This is a genomic window from Pseudomonas putida W15Oct28, assembly GCF_000708715.2.
Taxonomy (GTDB): domain Bacteria; phylum Pseudomonadota; class Gammaproteobacteria; order Pseudomonadales; family Pseudomonadaceae; genus Aquipseudomonas; species Aquipseudomonas putida_R.
Map to the genome: position 1 here is coordinate 39,906 of NZ_JENB01000028.1, position 23,468 is coordinate 63,373.

The 23,468-nt window shown below is 61.8% G+C and carries 21 protein-coding genes; 3 read left to right on the forward strand and 18 right to left on the reverse strand.

The genetic code is table 11. From position 1 onward, the window contains the following. Positions 1-7: 7 nt before the first annotated feature. The 10 genes from AK81_RS19100 to AK81_RS19145 form a co-directional block, all read right to left on the reverse strand. Positions 8-3,070: a type IV secretion protein DotO gene (locus AK81_RS19100; RefSeq protein ID WP_043201384.1), complete on the reverse strand. Its 3,063-nt coding sequence runs from the start codon at positions 3,068-3,070 to the stop codon at positions 8-10. 63 nt (positions 3,071-3,133) lie between these two features. Further along, positions 3,134-3,880 (reverse strand): HNH endonuclease, encoded by a 747-nt coding sequence (locus AK81_RS19105; RefSeq protein WP_043201386.1) that lies wholly within the window; start codon positions 3,878-3,880, stop codon positions 3,134-3,136. Positions 3,881-3,953: 73 nt separating this feature from the next. Further along, the gene (locus tag AK81_RS19110) at positions 3,954-4,334 is read right to left on the reverse strand and encodes a hypothetical protein (RefSeq protein WP_043201388.1); all 381 of its coding nucleotides are present in this window, start codon (positions 4,332-4,334) and stop codon (positions 3,954-3,956) included. 37 nt (positions 4,335-4,371) lie between these two features. Then, entirely contained in the window at positions 4,372-4,956 is a 585-nt protein-coding gene (locus AK81_RS19115) for a hypothetical protein (protein ID WP_019097480.1), read from the reverse strand. 15 nt (positions 4,957-4,971) lie between these two features. Then, the gene (locus AK81_RS19120) at positions 4,972-5,595 is read right to left on the reverse strand and encodes a hypothetical protein (protein WP_043201393.1); all 624 of its coding nucleotides are present in this window, start codon (positions 5,593-5,595) and stop codon (positions 4,972-4,974) included. A gap of 10 nt (positions 5,596-5,605) precedes the next feature. Then, positions 5,606-7,036, reverse strand: coding sequence for a DotG/IcmE/VirB10 family protein (locus AK81_RS19125; RefSeq protein ID WP_043201396.1), 1,431 nt, complete (start codon positions 7,034-7,036; stop codon positions 5,606-5,608). Next, positions 7,033-8,046, reverse strand: a complete 1,014-nt coding sequence (locus tag AK81_RS19130; protein ID WP_043201400.1) for a DotH/IcmK family type IV secretion protein — start codon at positions 8,044-8,046, stop codon at positions 7,033-7,035. Before AK81_RS19130 ends, AK81_RS19125 begins: the two co-directional genes overlap by 4 nt. Positions 8,047-8,048: 2 nt before the next feature. Beyond that, positions 8,049-8,813 carry a DotI/IcmL family type IV secretion protein gene (locus tag AK81_RS19135; protein WP_043201402.1) on the reverse strand — a complete coding sequence of 255 codons (765 nt, stop codon included), beginning with the start codon at positions 8,811-8,813 and terminating at the stop codon, positions 8,049-8,051. Then, positions 8,803-9,069 (reverse strand): hypothetical protein, encoded by a 267-nt coding sequence (locus AK81_RS19140; protein WP_043201404.1) that lies wholly within the window; start codon positions 9,067-9,069, stop codon positions 8,803-8,805. Before AK81_RS19140 ends, AK81_RS19135 begins: the two co-directional genes overlap by 11 nt. An 849-nt stretch (positions 9,070-9,918) precedes the next feature. Beyond that, the gene (locus tag AK81_RS19145) at positions 9,919-11,457 is read right to left on the reverse strand and encodes an MFS transporter (RefSeq protein WP_043201407.1); all 1,539 of its coding nucleotides are present in this window, start codon (positions 11,455-11,457) and stop codon (positions 9,919-9,921) included. Positions 11,458-11,583: 126 nt separating this feature from the next. Between AK81_RS19145 and AK81_RS19150 the strand changes: the two genes are divergently transcribed. Next, positions 11,584-12,453, forward strand: a complete 870-nt coding sequence (locus AK81_RS19150; protein WP_043201411.1) for a LysR family transcriptional regulator — start codon at positions 11,584-11,586, stop codon at positions 12,451-12,453. 7 nt (positions 12,454-12,460) lie between these two features. On the opposite strand, the gene AK81_RS19155 is transcribed toward AK81_RS19150, so the two are convergent. The 4 genes from AK81_RS19155 to AK81_RS19170 all read right to left on the reverse strand — a co-directional run bounded on the left by AK81_RS19155 (position 12,461) and on the right by AK81_RS19170 (position 18,249). Then, complete coding sequence (locus tag AK81_RS19155; RefSeq protein WP_043201413.1) at positions 12,461-13,501, reverse strand: PDDEXK nuclease domain-containing protein; 1,041 nt, start codon at positions 13,499-13,501, stop codon at positions 12,461-12,463. A gap of 144 nt (positions 13,502-13,645) precedes the next feature. After that, positions 13,646-15,037, reverse strand: coding sequence for an amino acid permease (locus tag AK81_RS19160; RefSeq protein ID WP_043201416.1), 1,392 nt, complete (start codon positions 15,035-15,037; stop codon positions 13,646-13,648). Between the two features lie 484 nt (positions 15,038-15,521). Next, positions 15,522-16,877: a glucarate dehydratase gene (gene gudD / locus AK81_RS19165; protein WP_043201419.1), complete on the reverse strand. Its 1,356-nt coding sequence runs from the start codon at positions 16,875-16,877 to the stop codon at positions 15,522-15,524. Between the two features lie 19 nt (positions 16,878-16,896). After that, complete coding sequence (locus AK81_RS19170; RefSeq protein WP_043201422.1) at positions 16,897-18,249, reverse strand: MFS transporter; 1,353 nt, start codon at positions 18,247-18,249, stop codon at positions 16,897-16,899. Between the two features lie 261 nt (positions 18,250-18,510). On the opposite strand from AK81_RS19170, the gene AK81_RS19175 reads away from it, so the two are divergent. Further along, a complete protein-coding gene (locus tag AK81_RS19175; RefSeq protein WP_043201425.1) occupies positions 18,511-19,212 on the forward strand; it encodes a FadR/GntR family transcriptional regulator in 702 nt (233 codons plus the stop codon). A 38-nt stretch (positions 19,213-19,250) separates the two neighbouring features. Here the strand turns inward: AK81_RS19175 and AK81_RS19180 are convergent, their stop codons facing one another. From AK81_RS19180 to AK81_RS19195, 4 genes are all read right to left on the reverse strand, one after another. Beyond that, entirely contained in the window at positions 19,251-20,261 is a 1,011-nt protein-coding gene (locus AK81_RS19180; protein ID WP_043201427.1) for a zinc-dependent alcohol dehydrogenase family protein, read from the reverse strand. Positions 20,262-20,425: 164 nt separating this feature from the next. Next, a complete protein-coding gene (locus tag AK81_RS19185; RefSeq protein WP_043201430.1) occupies positions 20,426-21,016 on the reverse strand; it encodes an HAD family hydrolase in 591 nt (196 codons plus the stop codon). Further along, positions 21,013-21,882: an acyl-CoA thioesterase II gene (gene tesB / locus AK81_RS19190; protein WP_043201433.1), complete on the reverse strand. Its 870-nt coding sequence runs from the start codon at positions 21,880-21,882 to the stop codon at positions 21,013-21,015. Before tesB ends, AK81_RS19185 begins: the two co-directional genes overlap by 4 nt. Positions 21,883-21,978: 96 nt before the next feature. After that, the gene (locus tag AK81_RS19195; RefSeq protein WP_043201436.1) at positions 21,979-22,548 is read right to left on the reverse strand and encodes a GNAT family N-acetyltransferase; all 570 of its coding nucleotides are present in this window, start codon (positions 22,546-22,548) and stop codon (positions 21,979-21,981) included. A 179-nt stretch (positions 22,549-22,727) separates the two neighbouring features. On the opposite strand from AK81_RS19195, the gene AK81_RS19200 reads away from it, so the two are divergent. Further along, the gene (locus AK81_RS19200; RefSeq protein WP_043201440.1) at positions 22,728-23,414 is read left to right on the forward strand and encodes an Ais protein; all 687 of its coding nucleotides are present in this window, start codon (positions 22,728-22,730) and stop codon (positions 23,412-23,414) included. The last annotated feature ends 54 nt before the right edge of the window (positions 23,415-23,468 follow it).

The following is a 23,468-nucleotide window of genomic DNA, read 5'->3' on the forward strand; positions in this document are numbered from 1 at the left end:
CACTCCCTCACACTACGTCTTCGTATGCACTGGCGCTGATGTAGTCAGCGACCAGATCCTTGGCGATGCGCGCAATCACGGACTGCTCCATGTCGTCATCGACGAACTCGACATCCTTGAATGTCTCGCGCTTGAGGCGCTCCACCATGTCCTTGCAGCCGCCCGACGGGAAGCGGCGAGCCAGCAAAGCGAGCGCGTCCGGGCGCGGCATGTGCTCGTAGAGCATGGTGCGCAGCTTGCGGTCCTCGGCCGTGGTGGTCAGTGCCCACAGGCGCATCGGCCCGGCAGACATGGTGAACAGCTGGCTGTAGGTGGCGTTCTTGGTTTCGAAGCGCGCCAGGAAGGTACAGCCATGCTTGTTGGCCCCGTGCACGAAGTTGACCAGCGCATGCTCTTCGGTGTCGGACAGGCCGATGTTCTTGCGCAGCCAGTCGCGGGTTTCCTTGGTGCCCGAGTCGAGGATGAAGGTGGCCGTGGCGATCTTGGTCAGCTGGCCGAAGTCTTCCATCAACTGCGAAGCCAGAATGATCTCCATGTTCCACTTACGGGCCTCACGGCCATCGGTCTGCATCTGCTCCTGCAAGCCAACGTGGCCACCGGTCTTGTGGAACTCGTCCATGCACATGACCTTGTATTCATCCACAAGGTCCGCCACCAGGCGCTCGTAGAACGGCAGGTACTTCTCGGTGAAGAACGGGAAATCCTCCTTCGAGAAGGCCACCTTCTTCATGAAGCACTGCCGGGCGATCATGTACATCAAGGCGGTCTGCTTCTTTGCCGACGCAGAGCCTTGCAGCGCCACGTCCTGCAGGTCGAGGGCCACGATGCGGGCACTACCCACGTCGAAGCGGGTGTGATCGGAAAACACCGGGAAGTCGCCAACCGCCTCCCGAATACCCAGGATGAAGGCATCGACCAGGCTACGCCCGACCTCGCCGGACCCCTCGTATTCGGCCCGCACCTCCTCAGTCGACGCCACCGCCACCAGGTCATTGAGGGTTGGCACCGCGAAGCGCTGTGTCACCTCGGCCTCGTACACCATGCCGGCGTCGAACATCGCATCGACCAGCTCCCAGTAGGTGGTCGCCGGAAGAATGCGAAAGCTCAGCTGCGCCACGGCAGTGTCCACCACATCGTTATGCCCCGGCTTGTAGGTTTCCGGGCTGGCCCGCTCGATCTTGTCGTCCTTGCGACGGTAGGCCAGGTCGACCATACGGCCGACGAAGTTGCTCATCCCTTCATAGGGCTTTTCGCGCTCGGGCGGCGTAACCAGAATGGTCAGGAAGTTCTTGTTGAACTCACGATCCTTTGGCAGCGGGTAACGCTGGCCCAACGGCGTATCCAGCGGGTTGATGCAGTCTTTCCTGGCGTTCTGCAAACGTTTGTACACCACCAGGTGATGAAGCCGGGGTGGCAGGTTGTCGCGCACCAGATCACAGAAGCCGGACGAGGAAATGCCGATGTCGGTAATGCCGATATAGGGCAGGCCGGTCAGGCCAGGCATCAGGCAGGACTCGAAGTGGTTGTTGTTCATCAGTACCGACTTGCCAGAACCCGGCTTCCCTGCAATCAGGGTGATCCAGGTGGTCTGCTGCGACGAGAAACGCTGGTACTTGAGGATCTTGCCGTCCAGGCTGCGGTAGATGGTCGAACCTTCCTGGAACGGCGAAGCCGGCCGGGTCAACGGCAGCATGGCCACTGCATCGCCCAGCGGGGCGGCGGCAGGGTCGCCCATGTGCTTGGTGGTCAGGGCCAGGCAGTTGGACTGGAACGCCTGCATCGGGTTGCCCGTGCGCTCGATGAACACCGGCTGCCCCCAGGCCTCCAGCGTACGCCAGAGCTTCGACTTACGTAGCGCAAGCTCCTTCACGCCCTTCTCGTCAGGGCTGGCCCAGGTCATGGCGGCAACCTGCAGCTTGACCATGCACTCACCGTCACGCACCCGCTCGCGCAGCTCCTTGGTGGCCAGGTTGATGTTGCGGTTCTGCTCGGAGGTTACCGAGAGCAGCTGGGCGAACAGGCTTTTCCAGGCAAGCACGCTCATGCCATCGGAGGACAGCATGATCGACACCGAATACGGCAAGGCGCGTGACACACCGTTTTCCTGGGTTTCCGCGCGGTTCAGGCTGTTGAACAGGGTGTTGAAGTATTGCGGCTCTGCCGGTGGAATCGACATCAGCAAGGGCGCATAAACCCGCGCGCCAACCCGAACGCTGGTAGGGTCCGGCAGCAGGCTGGTGCGCTCGCCACTGCCGATTTCAGCCGAAGTGACCATGATCTGGCTGGGCAGCGTGGGGTACATGAACTCCGACATATCGCCACTGCGCTTGCTGGTCTTCCAGCGCATGGGAATGGCGCTGCCCGGAATGTAGGGCTTCCAGGTACGTGGCGTGATGTCGGGGTTCACCTTCGCGCGGATGGCGCGGATTGCTTCACTGACGTCGAGCACATCCACCGAGCAACCGAACTCGGGGGACGTCAGGTCTTCGGAAATCTTGGTGACAAAGGAAAGGTGGCGGTCCTTGAGGTAGGAAATGGGCCGCAACAGGTTCTGCGCTTCGGCGGTGGCCGGCCAGTCCGATTCCTTCCTGAACTCGTTCAGCGCCTCGCGCGCCATCGACCTTTCGGTCTGGTCAAGCAGCGCGGGCCGCGACCAGAACACCAGGTAGCACTCTTCGTCGTACACATACTGAGCGTATTTGCTGACCCCCTCATTGATCAGGTGGCGCACGTTCAGGTTCAGCCGCTCGGCGGTGGCCGCCTGCTGCTGGGCGTTCTGCTCCAGCGGTGCGGTGGCATCCAGGTCGCGGCTGAAGACAATCTGCAGGTGGTGGCCGCGTACCTTGAAGTACACCGAGAGCGACGCTTCCAGCAGGCTCACCAGGCGTTCGAACTGTTCGCGCCCCAGCACGCTCTTGGTGCCGTTGAAGCGCACGATGGACGCCAGTGAACCGTCGTTGGCGACGATGGACTGCCCGCCATCGACCGTTTCCAGGTCGCAATAGTCCTGTACGTCTGCCTTGAGCTGGCTCAGCACCGTCAGGATCACCGCTTCGAGTTTGTTAAACATTTCCTTGTTCTCCCTTGCCAACGCTCTCAACGGCGAGACTGAGCAGCTGTACGAGCGGCTGCATCAAGCAAAATTCTTCATTAACTGGCCGGTCAATGCCAACCAGTTATCGGGCAGGAACAGCGCGCGGTTATTGGCCGCGTAATATTCAAGTTGTCCATCTTTGAACGCGCTTTTGGTTGGAAACAGCCGTAACGGCGCCAGCCATTCAGCGCGCTTGTTAAATTCTTCATCGCTGACAAGTTGCTGGCTGGCGAGGGTTTCCGCCACGCCAAGCACGGTGATGACGTCGCCACCGAATATTGCTTTCAGCGTGTCAGTGCCACGAAACTTAAAAGCCGCCAGCAAGCTGGCCAGCTTTTCATTGACCGCCACGTCATCGAGTAACTCATTGACGTAGATACAGCGGGCAATATTATTGATCTCGGTTTGCGTCAGTTCTTGCACGGCGACGAAAAAGCCGGTGTCATTCATGGCGCAGGCGCCAAGATGATGAACCTGACGACACAGGTTGCACGCGGTGATCAGGTTGTCCTTGGTGCAGTTGTCGGCATTGCCGTCCAGTGCATGAAGTTCCTGAAACTTGGCAGACTTGAACCCGCAGAAGCGGCAGGTGTAATTGTCGCGCTGCCACACCGAAGTGCGAAGTTTGCTGTTTTCATCGCTGAACAGTTTGCGTTGGTCATCGTCAGAGCGCCACAGTGGCCGACGCACGCCAAATACCGGCTGGTTGGCCGTTCGACTGAGATAGCCACTCGACAGCGTGGGCACAGTGATTGCCCCGCGTTCAGAAGCGTTTGTTTCGCTCACGTCCGAATATTCCCGAAACTGTTCTTGTGGTGCGGGGCATTGCGCCCCGCCATAGGTTCAGCGGCGCACAGCCTTAGTCGATCATGGTGTTGCGCATGATCCACATCACGGTACCGACGCCGGCCATCAGGCCGCCGATGAACAGGCCGACAATCGCCGACATCGGCTTCTCACGTTCATCCTTGGAGGCTTTCCACAGGGTGTACAGCGAGATGGCGACGACCACGAAACCACCAATTGAAACCAGCGAGATCAGCAGCGTGGCACCGCCCTGAGCGGTGTCATCGATGTTGGTCATGACATCGCTGGCCGTCTTGCCGCCGGACGTATCCTGGGTGAGGTCAGTCTTGGTGATGGCGAATGCCGACGGCGCAGTCAGCGCAGCAATGGCAGCGGTAGTTGCACGAACCTTGGCCGAATCGTATGCAGCTTTCAGGGTTTTGAGTGCTTTCATTAGTGACGCTCCTTGATTTTCATGTTTCGAAAAGCCGTTACGACCACGGCGTGAAAAGGCCAACCAGATTGAATCCGATTGTGTTGTTGAGTACATCGCTGAACCATTTGAAGTTCCACGCCAGGACACCGCCGATGATCCATCCGCTGGCGGTACCGAGGCCGGCTTGAGTTTGATTGTTGTAATAACCGTTTACCGTCAACCAACCTTTCACCATGGCGATCAGACCGACAACCTGCATGATGCCCAGCAGGGCCAACGTTGCGAGTTGTGCCTGTTCTTGCAACGTCGTACCGGTCGAGGAATAGGACAGCATGCGCGAGTTGGCATAATCCCCGGTCAAAGTTCGCGACATGATGCCCATCCACTCCAGCGTACCGATCGCCAGCAAGATAGAGCCGATCACCAATTGCACACAGGCAGAGCCGACAGAAAATCGCTGCCGCCCGGCCACATATTTCAACGCGTTGTCATGGGTGACACCCCATATCTCGATCAACGCAGCGCCGGTCAGGTAAAGGCCGATAAGCGCGGCAATCCCTTGGCACATCATGATCGCTGTCGGAATGACCTTCCCGATATTGACCATTACATCTACTAGATCGGCAAATCCGGCCGCCATGACAACGTCCCTGTTTTAAAGAGCGGGTGAAGTAACTACGATGCCGCTGTCGCGATCGACGGCAAGCACTTTCAATTCGCGCTGCACCGGCGGCAACGGGTCGCCGGCCTTGACGCTGTCTTCGCTATCGCCATTTTTCACCCAGGCCCGGTGCCCGACCACCGCTTGCACCTTGTAGCCAGTGGATTGCGGGATCGGGTGAGCACGCTTGGCGTACCCTTGCGCAACAGCAGGCGCCGGCTCCCTGCGCGGTGGCTTGATCACCTCCACGCGCTGACGGCTGTCTTCGTAGAACTTCATGCGCTGCTGCAGGCCGGACAGGTTGTTATCCAGGGCTTTGATCTGGCTCAGCAGCAACTGCGTATTGCGCTGGGACTCCTCGCGAACGATCTTCAGCTGTTTTTCGCTGTTTTCCTGGGCCTGCAGCGCCGCCTGGGCCTGCTCCCGTGACTTGGCCAGCTCGATGCTCAGCACATCCATGCGGGGTTGTTGCACCGATTGGGCCTGGGCCTGCGTGATGCGTCTGGCCTTGGCCGATGGCGACGAGGTGGCCTTGATCACGACCACGGCGAGCACGATGAGCGCGAGGAAGCTGCCGGCAAAAACGCCGATGAGTTTTCCGAATGACCAGTTCTTCATGTCGAACTCCTTATCGAGATTGATCGTGAACGTCTTGCAGGAAGAACAGGCCAAAGCCCTTGTTCGCAGGTGTTGCGTAGGTAGCCGGGCGGTTGAAGCCGCGTCGCACTTCCCCGGCGATCGCGGTGCCCATTTCACCGACGGACGAACCGATCACCTGCTTGGTCGAAGGCTCGGTAGTGGTCTGTGCCACGACACCGCTCGGGCTGATGATCGTGGTACCCGCTGTCTGCTGGTAAGCCCGCCCGTAGCCGGACAACAGCGAGGCAGCACCCAGGGCGAAATAGCGCTCCATGGTGTGATGGTCCTTGGTCTCGGCAATGCCTTGCTTGGCATCATCCTCGCGCAGTGCCACGGCGCTGATACGCATGGTCGGGCGAGGGTCGTTGACCGGTGGCGCAAGGATGGTGAACTTCACGCGAATGTTGTCGGGCGCCTGCTCGATCTTGCCGATCAGCTTGGCGCCGTTCCACTTGCCGCCTCGAATGGTCGCCAGCACGTCACCGCCATCATCGGTGTTGACCTCGGCATCCAGCGTGGCGTACATGATGGTACCGGTCTTGATCAGCAGCGCCCGGTCGGTGTCACCCACGGCTTCGATGCCATTGGGGTCCTTGTCGTCCTTGGCAGTCCGCACTGCGGGCCCAGTCGCACCGCTGCCAGCGCGCTCGGTCGGGTAGTAGCTGACGGTGCTGAAGCTGCTTTTCTCGGCGAACCCCTTGGCACTTTCAGACTCGCCCATCAGCTGCTTGATCGACTTCAGCGTTTCGCTTTTCAGCTCGCTGACGTATTGGTCGCGCTGCTCCTCGGCCTTTTTCAGCTCCTCCTCCAGGCGCCTGCGTTCCTGCTCCTGGTACTGGGCGTTGGCCGCACCAGGCTGCTGCGAAACCTGAACGGATTCACGAGGCGGCTGGCCAGCCCCGACGTAAATCTCGGGCGGCCTCTGGTTGCCGTCATTGTACGGCTGCCCGGGTACATTGAACTGGGCGCCCTGGCCACGGGCCAGATCCCTTCCGGTGGACTGCACGATGTTCGGATCGAAGCCAGGCTGATATGACATCCCGCGCTCGGCAGCCTGTTCGGCCTCCAGCGAGCTTCGCTGCGCACGGCGCTCTGCTTCGGCGGTGGAAATAGGGTCGATCGACACTTCAGGCTGCGGCGCATTCGGCACGTCCACCGTGGACGCCTTGCCCGCAGGCGCGCTCTTCGAAGACATGCCGTTGTAGGCCAGGGCGCCCAGCGCCAGCACGACCAACCCGGCAGCAATCAGCGAGACCTTGCCGACACCGGAACCGAACACCGCCCGCAGGTTGCGCTGCATCTCATCGGACTTGCGCGCCTTTTTCACGTGCGAGCCAGCCGGCCCGTCGCGGTCGGCTACCAGGTGCTCGTCTTCTTCATCGAAGCCCGAGTCGTTCGGCGGCATGTTGTTATCACTCATTGCAGATTCCCTTGCTCGATGAAGACGGTTACGGCTTGCCCGCCAGTCGTGAACGTGACGCTGTTCTGCAGGCCCGCGTAGCGATACACCGCCACGCCGGTGGTGCTTCGCGCAGCGTTGGTGTAGGCCGGGTATTGCGCATCAGCCTTGGCTTTCACGTACATGTTCGGGCCATAGCTCCAGGCTTCGACGCCCTCCAGTCCGGTCACCTTCAGGCGGTTGGCCTCTTTCGGCGGCACACCGTCCAGGAAGTAGGTCAGCGCCTCGTCGATCGACGGCATCCGCAGCATTGCCACACTCGCTGTCGCATCCGGGTTGCGCCCCGGCACCTTGGCATCGACACGCATGTCCACTTCTTCCTGGCCGGCGGCCAGGATCAGGATGATCGGCGTGGCCAGGCCGCGCAGGGTGACAGTGACGTTGCCGTAGGCCGCCGCCGTGGCAGGGTCCAGGGTGAGGATGTTGGTCGGTGCAGCAGTGCCGTTCTGACCGTTCTGACCGCCTCGCTCGCGCCCGTCGCTGAACAGCTCGCGGTTGATCGACACGTTCTGGATCATCCAAGGCTGCCCGGCATAGTCGGAGAACACGATCGACGACTGCTGCCCCTTGCTCAGGCGAACGATAGGTGGGGACACACCCGGGTCCAGGTTCAGTGCAAGCGTGCGGGTCACGGGTTTGGCCGGGCTTATGTAGGCCGTGGCTTTCTGCTTTTCACGCTCCAGCCATAGCTGCTTGATCAGCTCTACCTGCGACGACGTCAGCTGCGAATCCTGAACGTCCTGTACCGTGTCGCTGATGACATCTTCCGGGCGCGGGTAGACCACTTGAGCAACACTGGATACTTGCCGGCCCAGGCCATTCGTCGGTGGCTGGGGCGGTGCTTCGCCAGCTTGCGTTGCGCCAATCTGCCCCATGCCGCCCTCGGCGGCAGGCGCTTCCGGCGCCTCGTTGGCAAATGCCGGGATGGCGATAGCGCTCGCAAGCAACGATGCGATCAGATGCTTCTTCATGGTCACTTCCTTGAGGTGTACGGCGACAGCTGAACAGAATCGACGGCGATGCCTTTGGTGTTGGTGGCCGAAGCGGGGATCTGGACGATGGTTACGGCTGCGAGGAAATCCTGGCGCGAGCGTGCTTGCTGATCACCGCCGACATAGAACTCGATGGCAATCGGCACCTGTACCAACCAGTAGCTCTGCCCGCTTGCCAGCACACCGCTTTCTTCGACCTGGGCTACCTGCGTGGCCATGGCACGCAGGATCATCCGCCCCTTGAGCACGCGCTCCAGGTTGCCGGAATCGTCAAGCGTCTTCAGGAAGGCCTTGCGCCCTTCATCGGTGTACCACCGCGCACCCGCGGCATTGAGGTTGGAGCGGTAGTTCACATAGTCGTAGGAGTACGAGTTGACCACCGCATCCTTGGCGTACTCGGCCAGCGTCGCAGGGGTGACGCGCGGGTTGCTTTCGGTGGAGACTTCACAGATGGCATGGTTGTCAGTCGTCGGAATCCAGCGGTACTTCGGGTACCAGAACACCACCGCCGCGATGGTCACACCGAACACGCAAGTCAGTGCCAGCAGTTGCCCCCAGACGCGCTTGTTACGGCGCTTGAGATCGAGGCACTCCAGCTGCAGGCGCTTGACCTCCCTGACGGTGGCTGCGGCCTCACCGGGCGTTTCGTCCAGCGCCAGCTCCAGCAGCTTTTCTTCATCGGTGCCCCGCCGGGCCTCCGGCGCATCACCACCAGGGGTTCCGTGTTGGGTTTCCTTACTCGACATTGCGGATTTCCCCTGTCGTTCCGTCGTAAATGCAAATCGAGTCGGTTCCGTCATAGAACACGACGTTTTCAAAATTCGTTTGCGTCACCAGCCAGATGGCGGCCACTGCCACACAAGGCAGCAAGCCGATGCAGGCCCACTCCCCGATATCCAGCAAAACACCCAGCAACCGGTTGTAGCGTCGTAGCGCGCGAACATCCACGTCCTCGCCTGCACCGCTGCCCCATGACGTTGTGGTTTGTCCCAGTTCGTCCATATCTCGCTCCATGAAGCAGCATTTTCATCCAAGACTTAGAAATGTGCAACAGCGAAATTTTGACAGATTGAATTACTATCTGCAATCCGCGACGTATTTTTACACACCAATGCAAAAGCTTTTGACGCCGACCAACCAAAATCGAGGCAGGCCATCGGCCGATAAGCCCATGCCAAAATTGAGGCTATTGCCCTGATATTACTGGGGAAATTAACGAATTAAGGGGTGATGCTTCACCTTGGCGGCGTACACAATGGCGGCGCCTGGCCAACTTTAAAAATTGACCGTTAACCTATATTTTCGATGGACAAAACCTGACCATTCGGACATTTAAAATGGCTGAAGTAAGCGGACTGAAAAATGTGCGAAAAGCCTTGAATGCCACGTAAATCATGGCCTTCAGCGCCTGATCAGGATGATCGGCAGAGTTGATGGCGGGGTTTGCAGCACATCGTCCATGACAAGCCTGAATCCTGGCTCAGTCCTCCTCCTTGAGTGCCCAGACACTGAGCGCAATTTTTACTAGAACCCTTGTAAAACAATGGACAAAGCCATTTTTAAGCCAGCCGCCGAGGAGTCGGCTGTGGCAAAACGCTGGCAGAGCTGCCCAATGTTGAAGGACGATTTTTCCCACCCAAGGTTATGCCTTGGTATGGCAAAAACGTGATTTTCCACCATCTACACAGTTTTGTGCGATAGCGGCTTTTTGCCATCAGGCCATCAGATGGCTTTCATTGCACTTTGGCATCACCCAACAGGCCCGTAATCAATGACATTTGCCGTTCGAAATAGTTGAGGCACCAAAAATAAATAATTTCAAAACGCCACACCGTGACGCCGCATGAGGCCTCATGCACCGTGTTCGGCCGGCGCATCCAGCTGAACGGGCGGGCGGCTCAGCAAGACACCGACGACAATGGAAAACACCAGGGCGGCTACCCCTGCGACGTGCAGCACGCGTTCAAAACCACCGATGAACGCCTGCCGGGCAAGGGGAGCAACCTCGGCGCGCAAGCCGGGATCAAGCATGGCCAATGCCGCGGCCAAGTCACCGGCAGCCACTCGCGCGGCCATCGTGGCAACCTCGCCCAGGCGCGCTGGCGCCACCCCTGCCATCGCCTCCTGCAGCAGCTGCCCGCTGCGGGCGGCCAGCACTGCGCCCAGCACTCCAATTGCCAGCACGATCGCGCCGAACCGCGTGGTGGTGCTCAGCCCCGATGCCATGCCAGTACGCTCGCGGGGCACACAGGCCATTATGTTCTTCTGTGTATCGCCGTTGAGCAGCCCGGCGCCAGCACCTAGCACCAGGCTGGCCACTGCAAACGCGCTGTAGCCGCCATGGCTTGTAGCCCAGGCGCACAGCAGGTTGCCTACCCCTACCAGCACCAGCCCAAGTGCAAACACCTGCGCAGCGCTGCAGTACGCTGCCAGGCGCATGCCCACACGCGGCATCAGCAACATGGCCACGGCAAATGGCAACATGCCCGCACCGGCGGCCAGGGCCGACAGCTGCAGGCCGTTCTGCAGGTACAACGGCAGCAGGGTCATCATCACCTGGGCGCAAGCGGCGTAGGCGAACATGCCCAGCAAGGCACCGACGAAGCGCGCACTGCGCAACAGCCGCAGGTCGATCATTGGCCGCTGCTGGCTGCGCTCGACCATGACGAACAAGCCGAACAGGAATGCGCTGATCACCAGTCGACCTAGCGTTTGCGCACTGCCCCAGCCCACCTGGCTGGCATCGATCATCGCCCAGATCAGGTAACCCAGGCTGCCGGCAAAAGTCAGGCTGCCCCATGGGTCGAGCCGGGCCGCCGCGCTGTCGCGTGACTCATCGACGCTGCACAGCACCATGACCGCGAGCACTGCCACCAACGGCAGGTTGATGTAGAAGATCCAGCGCCAGCCCAAGGTACTGGCGATTATCCCGCCCAACAGCGGCGCGAAGGTGATGGTGGCGCCCATGCAGGCCCCCCAGAAGGCCCAGGCGCGCATGCGCTCCTGCGGCTGGTGAAAGCGGTTGCCGATGGCAGCCAGTGCCGAGGTCAGCAACAACGCAGCCCCCACACCCTTGGCGGCCCTGGCCAGGTCAAGGAACAGCAGGTTGGGCGCGGCACCACACGCCAGCGAGGCCATACCGAACAGCACCAGGCCGAGCAGCAGCATGCGCCGCCGACCGAAACGGTCGGCCAGGCTGCCGGCGGGCAACAAGCAGGCAGCGAAGGCCAGCAGGTAGGCGCTGACCACCCACTCGATATCGGCGAACGAGCCGGACAGGTCGCGGGCGATGCTGGGCAGGCTGACCGCAACGATGTTGGTGTCGAGGATGATCAAGGCGCAGACCAGGGAGGCGGTCAACAACGTAAAGCGTGCAGAGGGGGCAGGCATGACAGGCTCCAGAAGCAGGCTGGTCGCAGCCGCGCCAGCCTTGTAGTGTTGCCCTCAACATAACGCCGCCCGCATCAAGGGTTGTTAGCCCCGGCGGCCCGCATCATTACCCTGTAGGTAACACCTATGGAAATCCGCCATTTCCGCTATTTCCTCTGCGTCGCACGCCACGGCCATTTCACCCGTGCCGCCGAGCAACTGGGCATCGCCCCGCCTACCCTCAGCCGGCAGATCCAGGACATGGAGCGCGAACTGGGCTTGCGCCTGTTCGAGCGCAGCCAGCGCGAGGTCAACCTGACCGCCGCCGGCCAGGCGCTGTTGATCGAGGCCGAGCACGCCGTGCGCCAGTTCGACGCGGCGCAACTGGGCGCACAAAGGGCCGCCCGTGGCGAAAGCGGGCGTATCGAACTGGGCTACGTGGCCTCGGCCGCCTACTCGGGCATGCTTCAGCAGCACGTCAGCCGCTACAGCGAAACCTGCCCCGCCGTGCGCCTGAATATCCGCGAACTGCCCATGGCCGAACTGCCCGGCAGGGTCCGCGACGGCTTACTCGACCTTGCCTATGTGCGCTCACCGATGGAGCTGCCTGACGAACTGGAAGCCATTGCACTGCACCAGGAAGGTTTCGTCCTCGCCTTGCCCGCCAGCTCGCGGATCAACGAAGTGCCGCAGATCCCGGCCTCGCGCCTGGCCAATGAAACCTTCATCCTGCCCGAGCAGATTTCCGGCACGCTGGAAGTGGCGGCGCAAGGTGGGTTCGTGCCGATGCTTGGCCCACAACCCGGCAGCCTGGTGGCCGTGATTACCTTGGTATCACTTGGGCAAGGCATTGCAGTAGTCCCGGAATCGGTGGTGCAGCGCATCAACCTGCCGCAGGTGAATTACCGGCGGGTCGTCGATTGCCAGGCTAGCTCGTGGCTAAGCCTGGTTCACCGGCGCTTCGAGAAAGCGCCGGCTGTGATGCGATATCTGCAAAGCGTTATGGGCGGTACTTGATGGCTGCTCAAGCACCCTGATCTTCAGCAGCACCCAGGGCATAAAACTCATGCAGCTTGGCTTGCAGCAGTGCCTTGTCTGGCAAACGCGTTTGATACTCGGCAATCAGCGCTGGAGACAAGCTTCGATTAAGTGCGTACTCGACCACCTCGTCATCTCTGCTGGCGCATAACAACACGCCGATGGCAGGGTTTTCATGAGGCTTACGCTCATTGCGGTCCAGTGCTTCAAGATAGAAATCGAGCTTGCCCAGGTACTCAGGCTCGAAGCGGCCGACTTTCAGTTCGACCGCGACCAGGCAGTTGAGGCCACGGTGGAAGAACAGCAGGTCGAGTGCGAAGTCACGGCCGCCGACCTGAAGCGGGTATTGGGAGCCAACGAAGCAGAAATCCCGGCCCAGCTCGATCAGGAACTGTTTGAGCCTATCTATCAGCGCACCCTGCAGATCCGCTTCGACATGGCCACCCGGTAGGCCCAGGAACTCGACCACGTAGGCATCTCGAAACACATCCATTGCAGCAGGGTAATGCTGTTTCAGATTTGCTGAGGCTTTAGCAGGGTTCGCCACACTACGTTCGAAAAGAGAAGTTCTGAACTGCCGCTCCAGCTCACGACTGGACCATTTCTCCTGGATGGCCAAACGCAGATAGAACTCACGCTCGTCAGGCAATTTGCTCAAGGTCAGGATGGTAAGGTTATGGGTCCAAGGCAATTGTGTCAGCAGTGCTGACACTTTCTCGTCATTCCGATACGCCTCATAGAACTGCCGCATGCGGAAGAGATTGCGCTTTGTAAAGCCACGCAGCCCAGGCTGGGTCTGAGCCAGATGGGCCGCCAGCTGGCTTACCACAGATTCCCCCCACTCAGCTCGCTCCAGCTTGCGGCTGATGTAGGCCCCCACCTGCCAGTACAAATCGATCAATTGTGTATTGACCGCCTGCACCGCACGTTGCCTGGCATTTTTAATCAACCCGAGCACTTCCTCGAACCGGTCATCCTTGACCGAAGGAAGGGCCGCCGGCGCTTGTGTTTTTTGTTCAGCGCTCATGCATCGACTCCCTTTGTGAATTCGACAGGAAGTCTACCCCCGACAAGCCAGCGCCCGGTCGCCCGCGTCACCAGACAAGTGTTTCAAAAAAACAAAGGGCACCCATCCACGGGTGCCCTTTGCCCTACCGCCAGGTGAACTGAGTCACCCCACCGACCGCGCCCCCACAGGTTGCGCATGGCCACGCGAGGTCACGATCCCCAGGAAGGAAATCACGATCGCCAGGCCTAATGTCGAACTTACCTCCACCCGGTGCTCGGGCGTGTACATCATCACCGCCAGCGCCCCGGCAATGAAGATGATCACCGCCCAGGTCAGGTACGGGAACAGCCACATGCGGAACTTCAGCTCGGTGTTCTCCCGCTCCAGGCGACGGCGCATGCGCAGCTGCGAGATGGCGATGACCATGTACACCAGCAGGGCGATGGCCCCGGAGCTGGCCAGCAGGAACTCGAACACGCCCTTCGGCGCGAAGTAGTTGAGCACGGCGATGGCTGCGCCGATCAGGGTGCTGCCAAACACTGCGGCGCGCGGTACGCCAACCTTGGAAGTCTTGTTGAGGAAGGCCGGGGCATCACCGCGCTTGGCCAGCGAATACATCATCCGCGAAGCAATGTAGATCGACGAGTTCATGCAGCTGGTCACTGCCACCAGCACCACCAGGTCGACCATGAACGCCGCGTTGGGGATGTTCATGATTTCCAGCGCACGCTGGTACGAGCCCACCACCGCCAACTGCGGGTCGTTCCACGGCACCACCGAAATGATCACGAAAATCGACAGGATGTAGAAGGTGCTGATCCGCCAGATCACCGAGCGGGTGGCTTTGGCGATGTTGCGCGACGGGTCGCTGGATTCGGACGCGGCAATGGTCACCGCCTCGGTACCGATGAAGCTGAACATGACGGTGATGAACGCACCGACCACCGCCGACCAGCCCTTCGGTGCAAAGCCGCCGTACTCGGCAATCAACCCGTTCAGGCCACTGACCTCGCGGTTGGGTAGCCAGCCCATCAGCGCGGCAAAGCCCAGGCCGATGAAGCCCAGAATCGCCGTCACCTTGAGGATGGCGAACCAGAACTCGAACTCACCGTACTTGGCCACGCTGAACAGGTTGGTGCAGGCCAGCAGCAGTACCGAGGCCAGGGCGAAGATCCAGCTGTCTACCTGGGGGAACCAGGCGTTCAGTACATGCCCGGCAGCCAGTGCTTCGATAGGGATCACCAGTACCCAGAACCACCAGTACAACCAGCCGATGGTGTAGCCGGCCCAGCGGCCGATGGCCTGGTCGGCGTAGGTGGAAAACGATCCGGTGTCAGGGTGTGCCACGGCCATTTCGCCGAGCATGCGCATGACCAGTACCACCAGGGTTCCGGCCACGAAATAAGAAACTATGGTTGCTGGCCCGGCCGCCGCGATGGCGTGGCCAGAGCCTACGAAAAGTCCGGCGCCGATGATGCCGGCGATGGACAGCATCGTTACATGACGAGGCTTGAAACCTTGTGCAAGGTTGCCATCAGATCCCACGGTGCTCATTGATGTTGTTCTCTTTTTGCTGACACAAGGATGGACGGGCAGGCGTAGGCGAAAATATCTCCTTTCAAATCAGTAAGTCGACAGGTTGCTCGCGCGCTGTTGTTGATCTTTGGCGCGCATCACAGAGCAATGTGTCCGTGCGGTTCGGGCTTCATTTAAGCCTTGCAGGGCTGTGGGAAATTACACGAGAACGCCCCGGAACTGTTCGATCACGACAGCGCAGTCCCATTACCGCCAGATGTCGCGAATGGCATGCCCGATCGCGTCACCGGGCCGTCTGAAGGTTTTGTTTTTCATTTGGATGTGTGTTGCCAGTGCCGGCCTCTTCGCAGCACAAGGCTGCTCCTACAGGCAGGCAGTGGGGTCCCTGTAGGAGCAGCCTTGTGCTGCGAAGAGGCCAGCACAGGCCCAGGCATTTTCAGCCACCCACAAAAAAGCCCCGGTCACCCGGGGCTCTCTTCGCACAGCGGGGCCTGTAACCGCCTCAACGCACCAGGCAAGGCCGCTTGTTATCGAAGCGCCACCCGGAAATCAGAAACTGCATCGCCACGCTGTCATCCCGCGCCCCCAAACCCATGTTGCGGTAGCACTCATGCGCCTTGGCCAACTGGTCTTCATCCAGCTCCACCCCCAGCCCCGGCCGGGCCGGTACCCGCACGTGCCCGTCGACAATGCGCAGCGGCTCACGGGTCAGGCACTGGCCGTCCTGCCAGATCCAGTGGGTGTCGATTGCGGTGATCTCGCCCGGCGCCGCAGCTGCCACCTGGGTGAACATCGCCAGCGAAATGTCGAAGTGATTGTTGGAGTGAGAGCCCCAGGTCAGCCCCCAGTCATTGCACATCTGCGCGACCCGCACCGAGCCCTGCAAGGTCCAGAAGTGCGGGTCGGCCAGCGGAATGTCAACCGACTGCGACTGGATCGCATGGCCCATCTGCCGCCAGTCGGTGGCAATCATGTTGGTGGCGGTGCGCAGGCCGGTGGCACGGCGGAACTCGGCCATCACCTCACGGCCCGAGTAACCGTTCTCGGCGCCGCAGGGGTCTTCGGCATAGGCCAGCACATGATGCTTGTCGCGGCACAGGGCGATGGCCTCTTTCAGTGACCAGGCGCCGTTGGGGTCAAGCGTGATACGCGCTTCAGGGAAGCGCTCGGCCAGCGCCGTCACGGCTTCCATCTCCTCCTCGCCACGCAGCACGCCGCCCTTGAGCTTGAAGTCGCTGAAGCCATAGCGCTGCTCGGCCGCTTCGGCCAGGCGCACCACCGCTTCCGGGGTCAGGGCCTTTTCGTGGCGCACACGGAACCAGTCATCATCGGCATCGGCCTCGTTGCGGTAGGCCAGGTCGGTCTGCTGGCGGTCGCCGATGTAGAACAGGTAACCCAGCATCTTCACCGCATCGCGCTGCTGCCCCTCGCCCAGCAAGGCCGCCATGGGCACGTTGAGGTGCTGGCCAAGCAGGTCGAGCAGCGCCGACTCGATGGCCGTTACCGCATGCACGGTAATCCGCAGGTCGAAGGTTTGCAGGCCACGACCCGCCGCGTCACGGCTGGCAAAGGTCTGGCGCATGGCATTGAGCACGCGCTGGTAGTGGCCGATCGGCTGGCCGACCACCAGGCTGCGGGCATCTTCCAGGGTCTGGCGAATCTTTTCACCGCCAGGCACCTCGCCCAGCCCGGTGTTGCCAGCGCTGTCACGCAGCACCACCACGTTACGGGTGAAGTACGGGCCATGGGCGCCACTGAGGTTCAACAGCATGCTGTCATGGCCGGCCACGGGGATAACGCGCAGGTCGGTGACCACCGGGGTGCGGGTATGAACGGCGGGATTGGTCTGCATATTCATGATTGTTGTCTCGCAGTCATCAGTGGGTCTGGCCCAGGGCCGAGGGGGCCTTGAGGTCATCGGAAGGGGCGCCCTTTGGGCGAGTGCGCACGAAGAAGATGGCAATGGCCGCCAGCACCGAGGTCACAGCCAGGCCATACAGCCCGCCCTGGATCGAACCGGTCTGCTGCTCCAGCAGGCCGAAGGTGGTGGGGGCAACAAAGCCGCCAAGGTTGCCGACCGAGTTGATCAGGGCGATCACTGCTGCCGCGATGCGGGCATCCAGGTAACCCTGCGGGATCGGCCAGAACAGCGACGATGCCGACTTGAAACCGATGGCCGCGAAGCACACGGCGACAAAGGCGAACACCGGCCCACCCGTGGTGGACATGAACATGCCGATGGCCGCGACTACCAGGGCACCGGCTACCCAGGCCTGCTGGAACTTCCAGCGCGCAGAACCGGCGGCAAAGGCGTACATGGCCAGGATCGAGATCAGCCACGGGATCGAGTTGAAGAAGCCGACCTGCAGGTCGCTGAGGTCACCCATGCGCTTGATGATGCTGGGCAGCCAGAAGGTGGCAGCGTAGATGGTCAACTGGATGCAGAAGTAGATCACGCAGAACAGCACGATCTGGCGATCCTTCAGCAGGCTCCAGGACGATGCCTTGACCGCCCCCACGGCTTCGCGCTCACGCTGCTCGCGGTCGATGGTGGTCACCAGCGCGTCCTGCTCGGCCGGGCTCAACCACTTGGCATCCTGCGGCTTGGAGTCCAGCCAGAAAAACACGAAGAAGCACAAGGCGACCGAGGCCATGCCTTCGATGAACAGCATCCACTGCCAGCCATGCATGCCCAGGCCCTGGATCTGCATCAACGCCCCGGCCAGCGGCCCGGAAATCAGCGAAGCCAGCGCCGAACCGCTGAGGAAGATGGCAATCGCCTTGCCGCGCTCGGCGCCTGGCAGCCAGCGGGTGAAGTAATAAATCACGCCAGGGAAGAAGCCCGCCTCGGCAACCCCCAGCAGAAAGCGCAGCACGTAGAACTGGGTTTCGTTCTGCACAAAGGCCATGGCCGTGGCCACCAGCCCCCAGGTGAACATGATGCGGGTCAGCCAGAGCCGCGCGCCCACCTTCTGCAGCAACATGTTCGAAGGCACTTCGAACAACGCGTAGCCAATGAAGAACAAGCCGGCACCAAAGCCGTAGGCCGCGGCGCTAATGCCCAGATCGCTTTCCAGGTGCGGGCGGATGAAACCGATATTGACGCGGTCGAGGTAGTTGACGATGAACATGATGACGAACAGCGGCAAAACATGACGTTTGACCTTGGCTACAGCACTGGCCAGGGCGTCGCCGTCATTCCGGGCAGACGGAGCGAGGGTGTCGTTCACGTGCGAATCTCCCACTAATTGTTTTTGTGCGGGTCTGGGTTGTCTGACATGGCAGTGGGGATGAGCATATGCGCGGCGAGGTTGTACGACAAGATCAACAATGTCGGCGAAAAGGCAAAATACAAGCTATCACAATGCAAATATGCTGCGATCGTTCAAAAAGAGATAAGTTAAATGCCAGCTTGGAGACAGAAAAAAACGGCAAAAAATAATTTGATGGTTTAACTTGTCGTACAAGCACAGCGCGAAACGGATCACACCATGGCACCCGAACACGCCCGTAAACGTGGCCACAGCCGCGCCCATGACCTGGTCTCCAGCCTGACCCAGCAGATTTTGCTCGGCACCTTCAAGCCGGGTGACAAGCTGCCTTCAGAGAACACGCTGGTGCGCGAGCATGGGGTCAGCCGCACGGTGGTGCGTGAAGCCTTGTCCAAATTGCAGGCCTCCGGGCTGGTGGAGCCGCGCCACGGTATCGGTACCTTCGTGATGGAGCGCCAGGCCCAGGCCGGGCTACGCATCGCGGCGGAAAGCGCGGCAAATGTGCGCGACCTGCTGGAATTGCGCATTGGCCTGGAAGGCCAGGCTGCCGCCCTGGCTGCGCTGCGCCGTGACGAGGGGCACCTGGCACGCATGCGCCAGGCGCTGGATGATTATCAGGACCTGGCGGCCGCCGGCGACAGCTGTATCGAGCCCGACCGACGTTTCCACCTGCTTATTGCCGAGGCCACGGGCAACCTGTACTTCACCGAGATGCTGCTGCATCTGGGCAACAGCCTGATCCCACGCAACCGCATGGCCCTGGCCGAACGCGGCGGGGCGAAGCTGGCGCGGCAGGCGTACCTGGCCAACCTGGAGCACGAAGCGGTGCTCAATGCCATCCGCCGGCAAGACCCGGACGCAGCGCGCGCGGCGATCTGCCTGCACCTGTCCAACAGCCGCGACCGGTTGTTACCCGATTGATATTCAACTGGCTGGCGCACCACCCTGCAAGAGCGGCCTCACCAAGTCAGGCAGATCTTGCCGAAATGCCGGTTGCTTTCCTGGTAGCGGAACGCCTCGACGATCTGCTCCAGTTCGAAGTGCTTGTCCACTACCGGCCGCAGGCCGTTGGCATCGATCGCGCGCACCATCGCCTGTTGCTGGGCGCGGCTGCCCACCAGCACACCTTGCAGGCGAATCTGCCGCACCAGCGCCTGCACCAGCGGCAACTGCCCGGCCACACCGGTGAGGATACCGATCAGCGACACATGCCCACCGATGCGCGCGGCAATCATCGACTGCTCCAGCGTCGCCGGGCCGCCCACTTCGATCACGTGCTCGACGCCGCGGTTGCCGGTGAGCGCGCGCACTTTCTCACCCCAGGCCGGGGTGCTCTTGTAGTTGATCAGGTGGTCGGCGCCCAAGGCTTTGAGGCGCTCCAGCTTGGCGTCGCTGGACGACGTGGCGATCACCGTGGCACCAGCCAGCTTGGCAAACTGCAGGGCGAAAATCGACACACCACCGGTGCCCTGCACCAGTACCGTGTCGCCAGGTTTGAGGTGATCGTCGCTCATCAGCGCACGCCAGGCGGTGAGGCCGGCCGTGGTCAGGGTAGCGGCTTCGGCATGGCTGAAGCCTTTGGGCGCCAAGGTGAACGCGGTGGCGCGGGCGGTCACCTGTTCACGGGCATACCCATCGAGGCCATCGCCGGGCACCCGGGCGAAGCCCTCGACATTGGCTTGGCCGTCGAGCCAGTCGGGGAAGAAGGTGCTGACTACATCGTCACCGACCTGGAACTCGCTGACACCTTCGCCCACCGCAACCACTTCGCCAGCGCCATCGGCCATGGGGATACGCCGCTCGCTCGGGCCCCACATGCCGCTGACCACGGCGAAGTCATGGTAGTTGAGGGAGCTGGCGTGCAGGCGCACGGTGATTTCACCGGCCTTGGGGGCCTGGGCCTCGCTGGTGCCGACCTCGACCTTGTCGTAGCCGCCGCCGGGTTGTACGTAGATGGCCTTGCTGGTCATGGGTGGGTCTCCGTATCAGAAGAAAGAATGGGGTTCAGCATAGACAGGTCCGGCCCTTTCGCGGGCACGCCCGCTCCCACAGGGGCACTACAGGACCTGAGACGTGCGCAATACCTGTGGGAGCGGGCATGCCCGCGAAGAGGCCCGCATTGCCAACACAAGAATCAGCCCAGCATCACCTTCAGTGCCCGGCAATCGGCCGCATGCCAATCCACCAGCTCTGGCCATGGGTTCTCCGGCAGGTTTACCAGCACCGTCCGCGCGCCCGCAGCACGCCCACAGTCCAGGTCAAACCGGTAATCCCCCACCATCACCAGCTCGCTGGGCGCCACGCCCCAGGCACTGGCAATCTTCAGCAGCCCGTCCGGGCTCGGCTTGGGCGCCGCTTCGTCACGCCCCAGAATGTGCTCAACCGGGAAGCAGTCCGCCAGGCCGATGGCCTCCAGCGTCACATGCGCCAGCTCGCGGGCATTGCGGGTCAGAATGCCCAGCCGGCAACCACGCCCGGCCAACTCGCGCACCAGCTCCACCGCCCCGGTGGCCGCCGTGGAGGCAACCGCCAGGTCGCGCTCGTGCTCCAGCAGCCAGGCATGCTTGGCCGCCGCTACCTCTGCCGGCAAGGCCGCCAGGTGGGTGAGGATGTCGTGCTCCGCCGGGATGTCCAACGCCACGCGAATGGCGTCGAAATCATGCACGGCCACGGTCAGGGTGCCGTCCATGTCGAACACCCAGTTGCGCACCTCGCCCAGGCTCATGCCCAGTCCTTGCGATGGCGAATCAGGCCTTCCTGGCTCGACGACGCCACCAGTTGCCCAGCCTGGTTGAAGATACTGCCGCGGCAGAAACCACGGGAATTCCCGGCCCAGGGGCTGTCGGTTGCGTACAGCAGCCACTCGTCGGCACGCAGGTTGCCATGGAACCACAGCGAATGGTCGAGGCTGGCGATCTGCATGTCGCGCTGCCACACCGACTTGCCATGGGGCAGCAACGCCGTAGTCAGCAGGCCGAAGTCCGAGGCATAGGCCAGCAGATATTTGTGCAGGGCGGGTACGTCGGGCAGGTTGCCGTCGGCGCGGAACCAGGCGTACTTCACCGGGTCGCCGGGCTTGGGGTTGAACGGGTCGCGCTCGGTGACCGGGCGGATCTCGATCGGCTTGGCGCACAGCACCTTGTCGCGAATACGCTCGGGTAACTGGTCGGCCATGGCACGGGCCAGCTCCACCTCGCTGGGCAGGTTTTCCGGGCCGACCACGTCTGGCATTTGCGCCTGGTGCTCGAAGCCTTCCTCGTCGTACTGGAACGACGCGCTGCAGGTGAAGATGGTCTGGCCCTTCTGGATCGCCGTTACCCGCCGGGTGCTGAAGCTGCCGCCATCGCGCACGCGGTCCACCGAGTACACCACCGGCAGGCTGGCATCGCCCGGGCGCAGGAAGTAGCCGTGCAGCGAATGCACATGGCGAGCGTCCTCGACCGTCTGGCTGGCCGCCGACAAGGACTGGCCCAGCACTTGCCCACCGTACAGCTGACGGAAGCCCAGGTCCTGGCTACGTCCACGGAACAGGTTCTCCTCGATGGATTCGAGGCTCAACAGGTCGACCAGGTCGTCCAACACATGACTCATTGGGGGTTCTCCTCGCAAGGCAACACGTCTCTACAGCGCTCGTTATGAAGGCAAATGATACAGGGTTTGTCATTCGCGCCGGTCATGGCCGTGCATTCAGGCGCGCAGGGTGCGCTCCCAGTGCGCGCGGTCGATGCGGTACAGCACATGCGGGCGCAGCGGGTGGCCCACGGCCAGGCGGGGGTGTTCGAAGCTGCCGTTCAGGTCCTGCTGCATGCCAATGGCCTGCATCACTTTCTGCGACGGCAGGTTGCTCTCGCTAGTGAACGACACCACCTCTTCCAGGCGCAATTGGGCGAAAGCACAACGCAGGCAGGTCCACGCCGCCTCGCTGGCAAAGCCCAGGCCCCAGTGACGACGTGCCAGGCGCCAGCCGATCTCCACCGCCGGGGCAAAGGGTGCATCGAAGTTGACATTGAGCAACCCGGTCATGCCGATGAACGCCCCGCTGTCCTTGCGCTCCAGCGCCCACAGGCCAAAGCCGTACTCATTGAAATGCCCGCGCACGCGGCCGATCAACGCAGCCGCCTCAACGCGCGTCAGCGGCGCCGGAAAGTAGCGCATCACCTGTGGGTCGGCACACAGCGCGGCGAACTCGCGCAAGTCATCGTCATGCCATTGGCGCAGCACCAATCGTGCGCTTTCCAGTTCGAGGATGGGGGTCATGGGGCCTGCTCCGGTTTACCGCCTTGCAGTTTACAGCGTAGGCGCGGGCGCGGGTTTCACCCAACCGGCAGCAACCGAATGCAATTTTCACACGCCCTTCACCGGCCCCCGACAGGCCGCTTGGCAGGATGCCGCCATCCACCTCCGCGCCAGCCGCGGCACTGCCAACGGAGCAACGCATGCTATCGAGCAACACCCTGGGGCACCCTGCCATCCATGCCCGGCGCAAGCGGCGCCTGTCACTCAAGGCCCTCGGTGCCGCCCTTGGCCTGTGCATGGTCGTGGCGGCGTTGACCACCTGGCTGGCGGCGAGGACGCATATCGTGGACCTTGGTAACGAGCAACAACTGAGTGACAGCGGCCTGCTGCAGGACTGGGCCGACGGCGCAGTGATCGTGATGATCCGCCATGCCGAGCGCTGCGACAGCGCCCCCGGCCCCTGCCTGGGCGACCCCACCGGCATCACCGTGGCCGGCAGCCAGGCCGCCGGCCGCGTTGGCCAGGGGCTGCACCAACTGGGCCTGAACAACGCCGACATGCTCAGCAGCCCGAAGCTGCGCACCCGGCAAACCGCGCACTTCATCCTCGGCCAGGCGGTGGCCAGCGAGGGCTGGCTGGAAAGTTGTGACAACCAGTTCGCCAGTGAAGCACTGTCACGCAAGCGCCCCGGCCACAACCTGGTGCTGGTGACCCACAACGGCTGCATCGACCACTTCGCCCGCCAGCAGAACGTTACCGGTGGCGAGCGCCAGAGTGGCTACGCCAGTGCCCTGTTCGTGTCGGTGGATGGCAACGGCAAGGCACGCATCCTCGGGCGCCTGAACGAACCCGACTGGCAACGCGTATTGGCCAGCACCGGGAAATAGCATCCCCCTGCTCTGGCCTCATCGCCGGCAAGCCAGCTCCCACAGGTTCCCCAT

Excerpts from the sequence above, each read along its gene's own strand:
- AK81_RS19100 (WP_043201384.1), bottom strand. The coding sequence starts at position 3,070 with ATGTTTAACAAACTCGAAGCGGTGATCCTGACGGTGCTGAGCCAGCTC.
- AK81_RS19110 (WP_043201388.1), bottom strand. The coding sequence starts at position 4,334 with ATGAAAGCACTCAAAACCCTGAAAGCTGCATACGATTCGGCCAAGGTT.
- AK81_RS19115 (WP_019097480.1), bottom strand. The coding sequence starts at position 4,956 with ATGGCGGCCGGATTTGCCGATCTAGTAGATGTAATGGTCAATATCGGG.
- AK81_RS19120 (WP_043201393.1), bottom strand. The coding sequence starts at position 5,595 with ATGAAGAACTGGTCATTCGGAAAACTCATCGGCGTTTTTGCCGGCAGC.
- AK81_RS19125 (WP_043201396.1), bottom strand. The coding sequence starts at position 7,036 with ATGAGTGATAACAACATGCCGCCGAACGACTCGGGCTTCGATGAAGAA.
- AK81_RS19130 (WP_043201400.1), bottom strand. The coding sequence starts at position 8,046 with ATGAAGAAGCATCTGATCGCATCGTTGCTTGCGAGCGCTATCGCCATC.
- AK81_RS19135 (WP_043201402.1), bottom strand. The coding sequence starts at position 8,813 with ATGTCGAGTAAGGAAACCCAACACGGAACCCCTGGTGGTGATGCGCCG.
- AK81_RS19140 (WP_043201404.1), bottom strand. The coding sequence starts at position 9,069 with ATGGACGAACTGGGACAAACCACAACGTCATGGGGCAGCGGTGCAGGC.
- AK81_RS19145 (WP_043201407.1), bottom strand. The coding sequence starts at position 11,457 with ATGCCTGCCCCCTCTGCACGCTTTACGTTGTTGACCGCCTCCCTGGTC.
- AK81_RS19150 (WP_043201411.1), top strand. The coding sequence starts at position 11,584 with ATGGAAATCCGCCATTTCCGCTATTTCCTCTGCGTCGCACGCCACGGC.
- AK81_RS19155 (WP_043201413.1), bottom strand. The coding sequence starts at position 13,501 with ATGAGCGCTGAACAAAAAACACAAGCGCCGGCGGCCCTTCCTTCGGTC.
- AK81_RS19160 (WP_043201416.1), bottom strand. The coding sequence starts at position 15,037 with ATGAGCACCGTGGGATCTGATGGCAACCTTGCACAAGGTTTCAAGCCT.
- gudD (WP_043201419.1), bottom strand. The coding sequence starts at position 16,877 with ATGAATATGCAGACCAATCCCGCCGTTCATACCCGCACCCCGGTGGTC.
- AK81_RS19175 (WP_043201425.1), top strand. The coding sequence starts at position 18,511 with ATGGCACCCGAACACGCCCGTAAACGTGGCCACAGCCGCGCCCATGAC.
- AK81_RS19180 (WP_043201427.1), bottom strand. The coding sequence starts at position 20,261 with ATGACCAGCAAGGCCATCTACGTACAACCCGGCGGCGGCTACGACAAG.
- AK81_RS19185 (WP_043201430.1), bottom strand. The coding sequence starts at position 21,016 with ATGAGCCTGGGCGAGGTGCGCAACTGGGTGTTCGACATGGACGGCACC.
- tesB (WP_043201433.1), bottom strand. The coding sequence starts at position 21,882 with ATGAGTCATGTGTTGGACGACCTGGTCGACCTGTTGAGCCTCGAATCC.
- AK81_RS19195 (WP_043201436.1), bottom strand. The coding sequence starts at position 22,548 with ATGACCCCCATCCTCGAACTGGAAAGCGCACGATTGGTGCTGCGCCAA.
- AK81_RS19200 (WP_043201440.1), top strand. The coding sequence starts at position 22,728 with ATGCTATCGAGCAACACCCTGGGGCACCCTGCCATCCATGCCCGGCGC.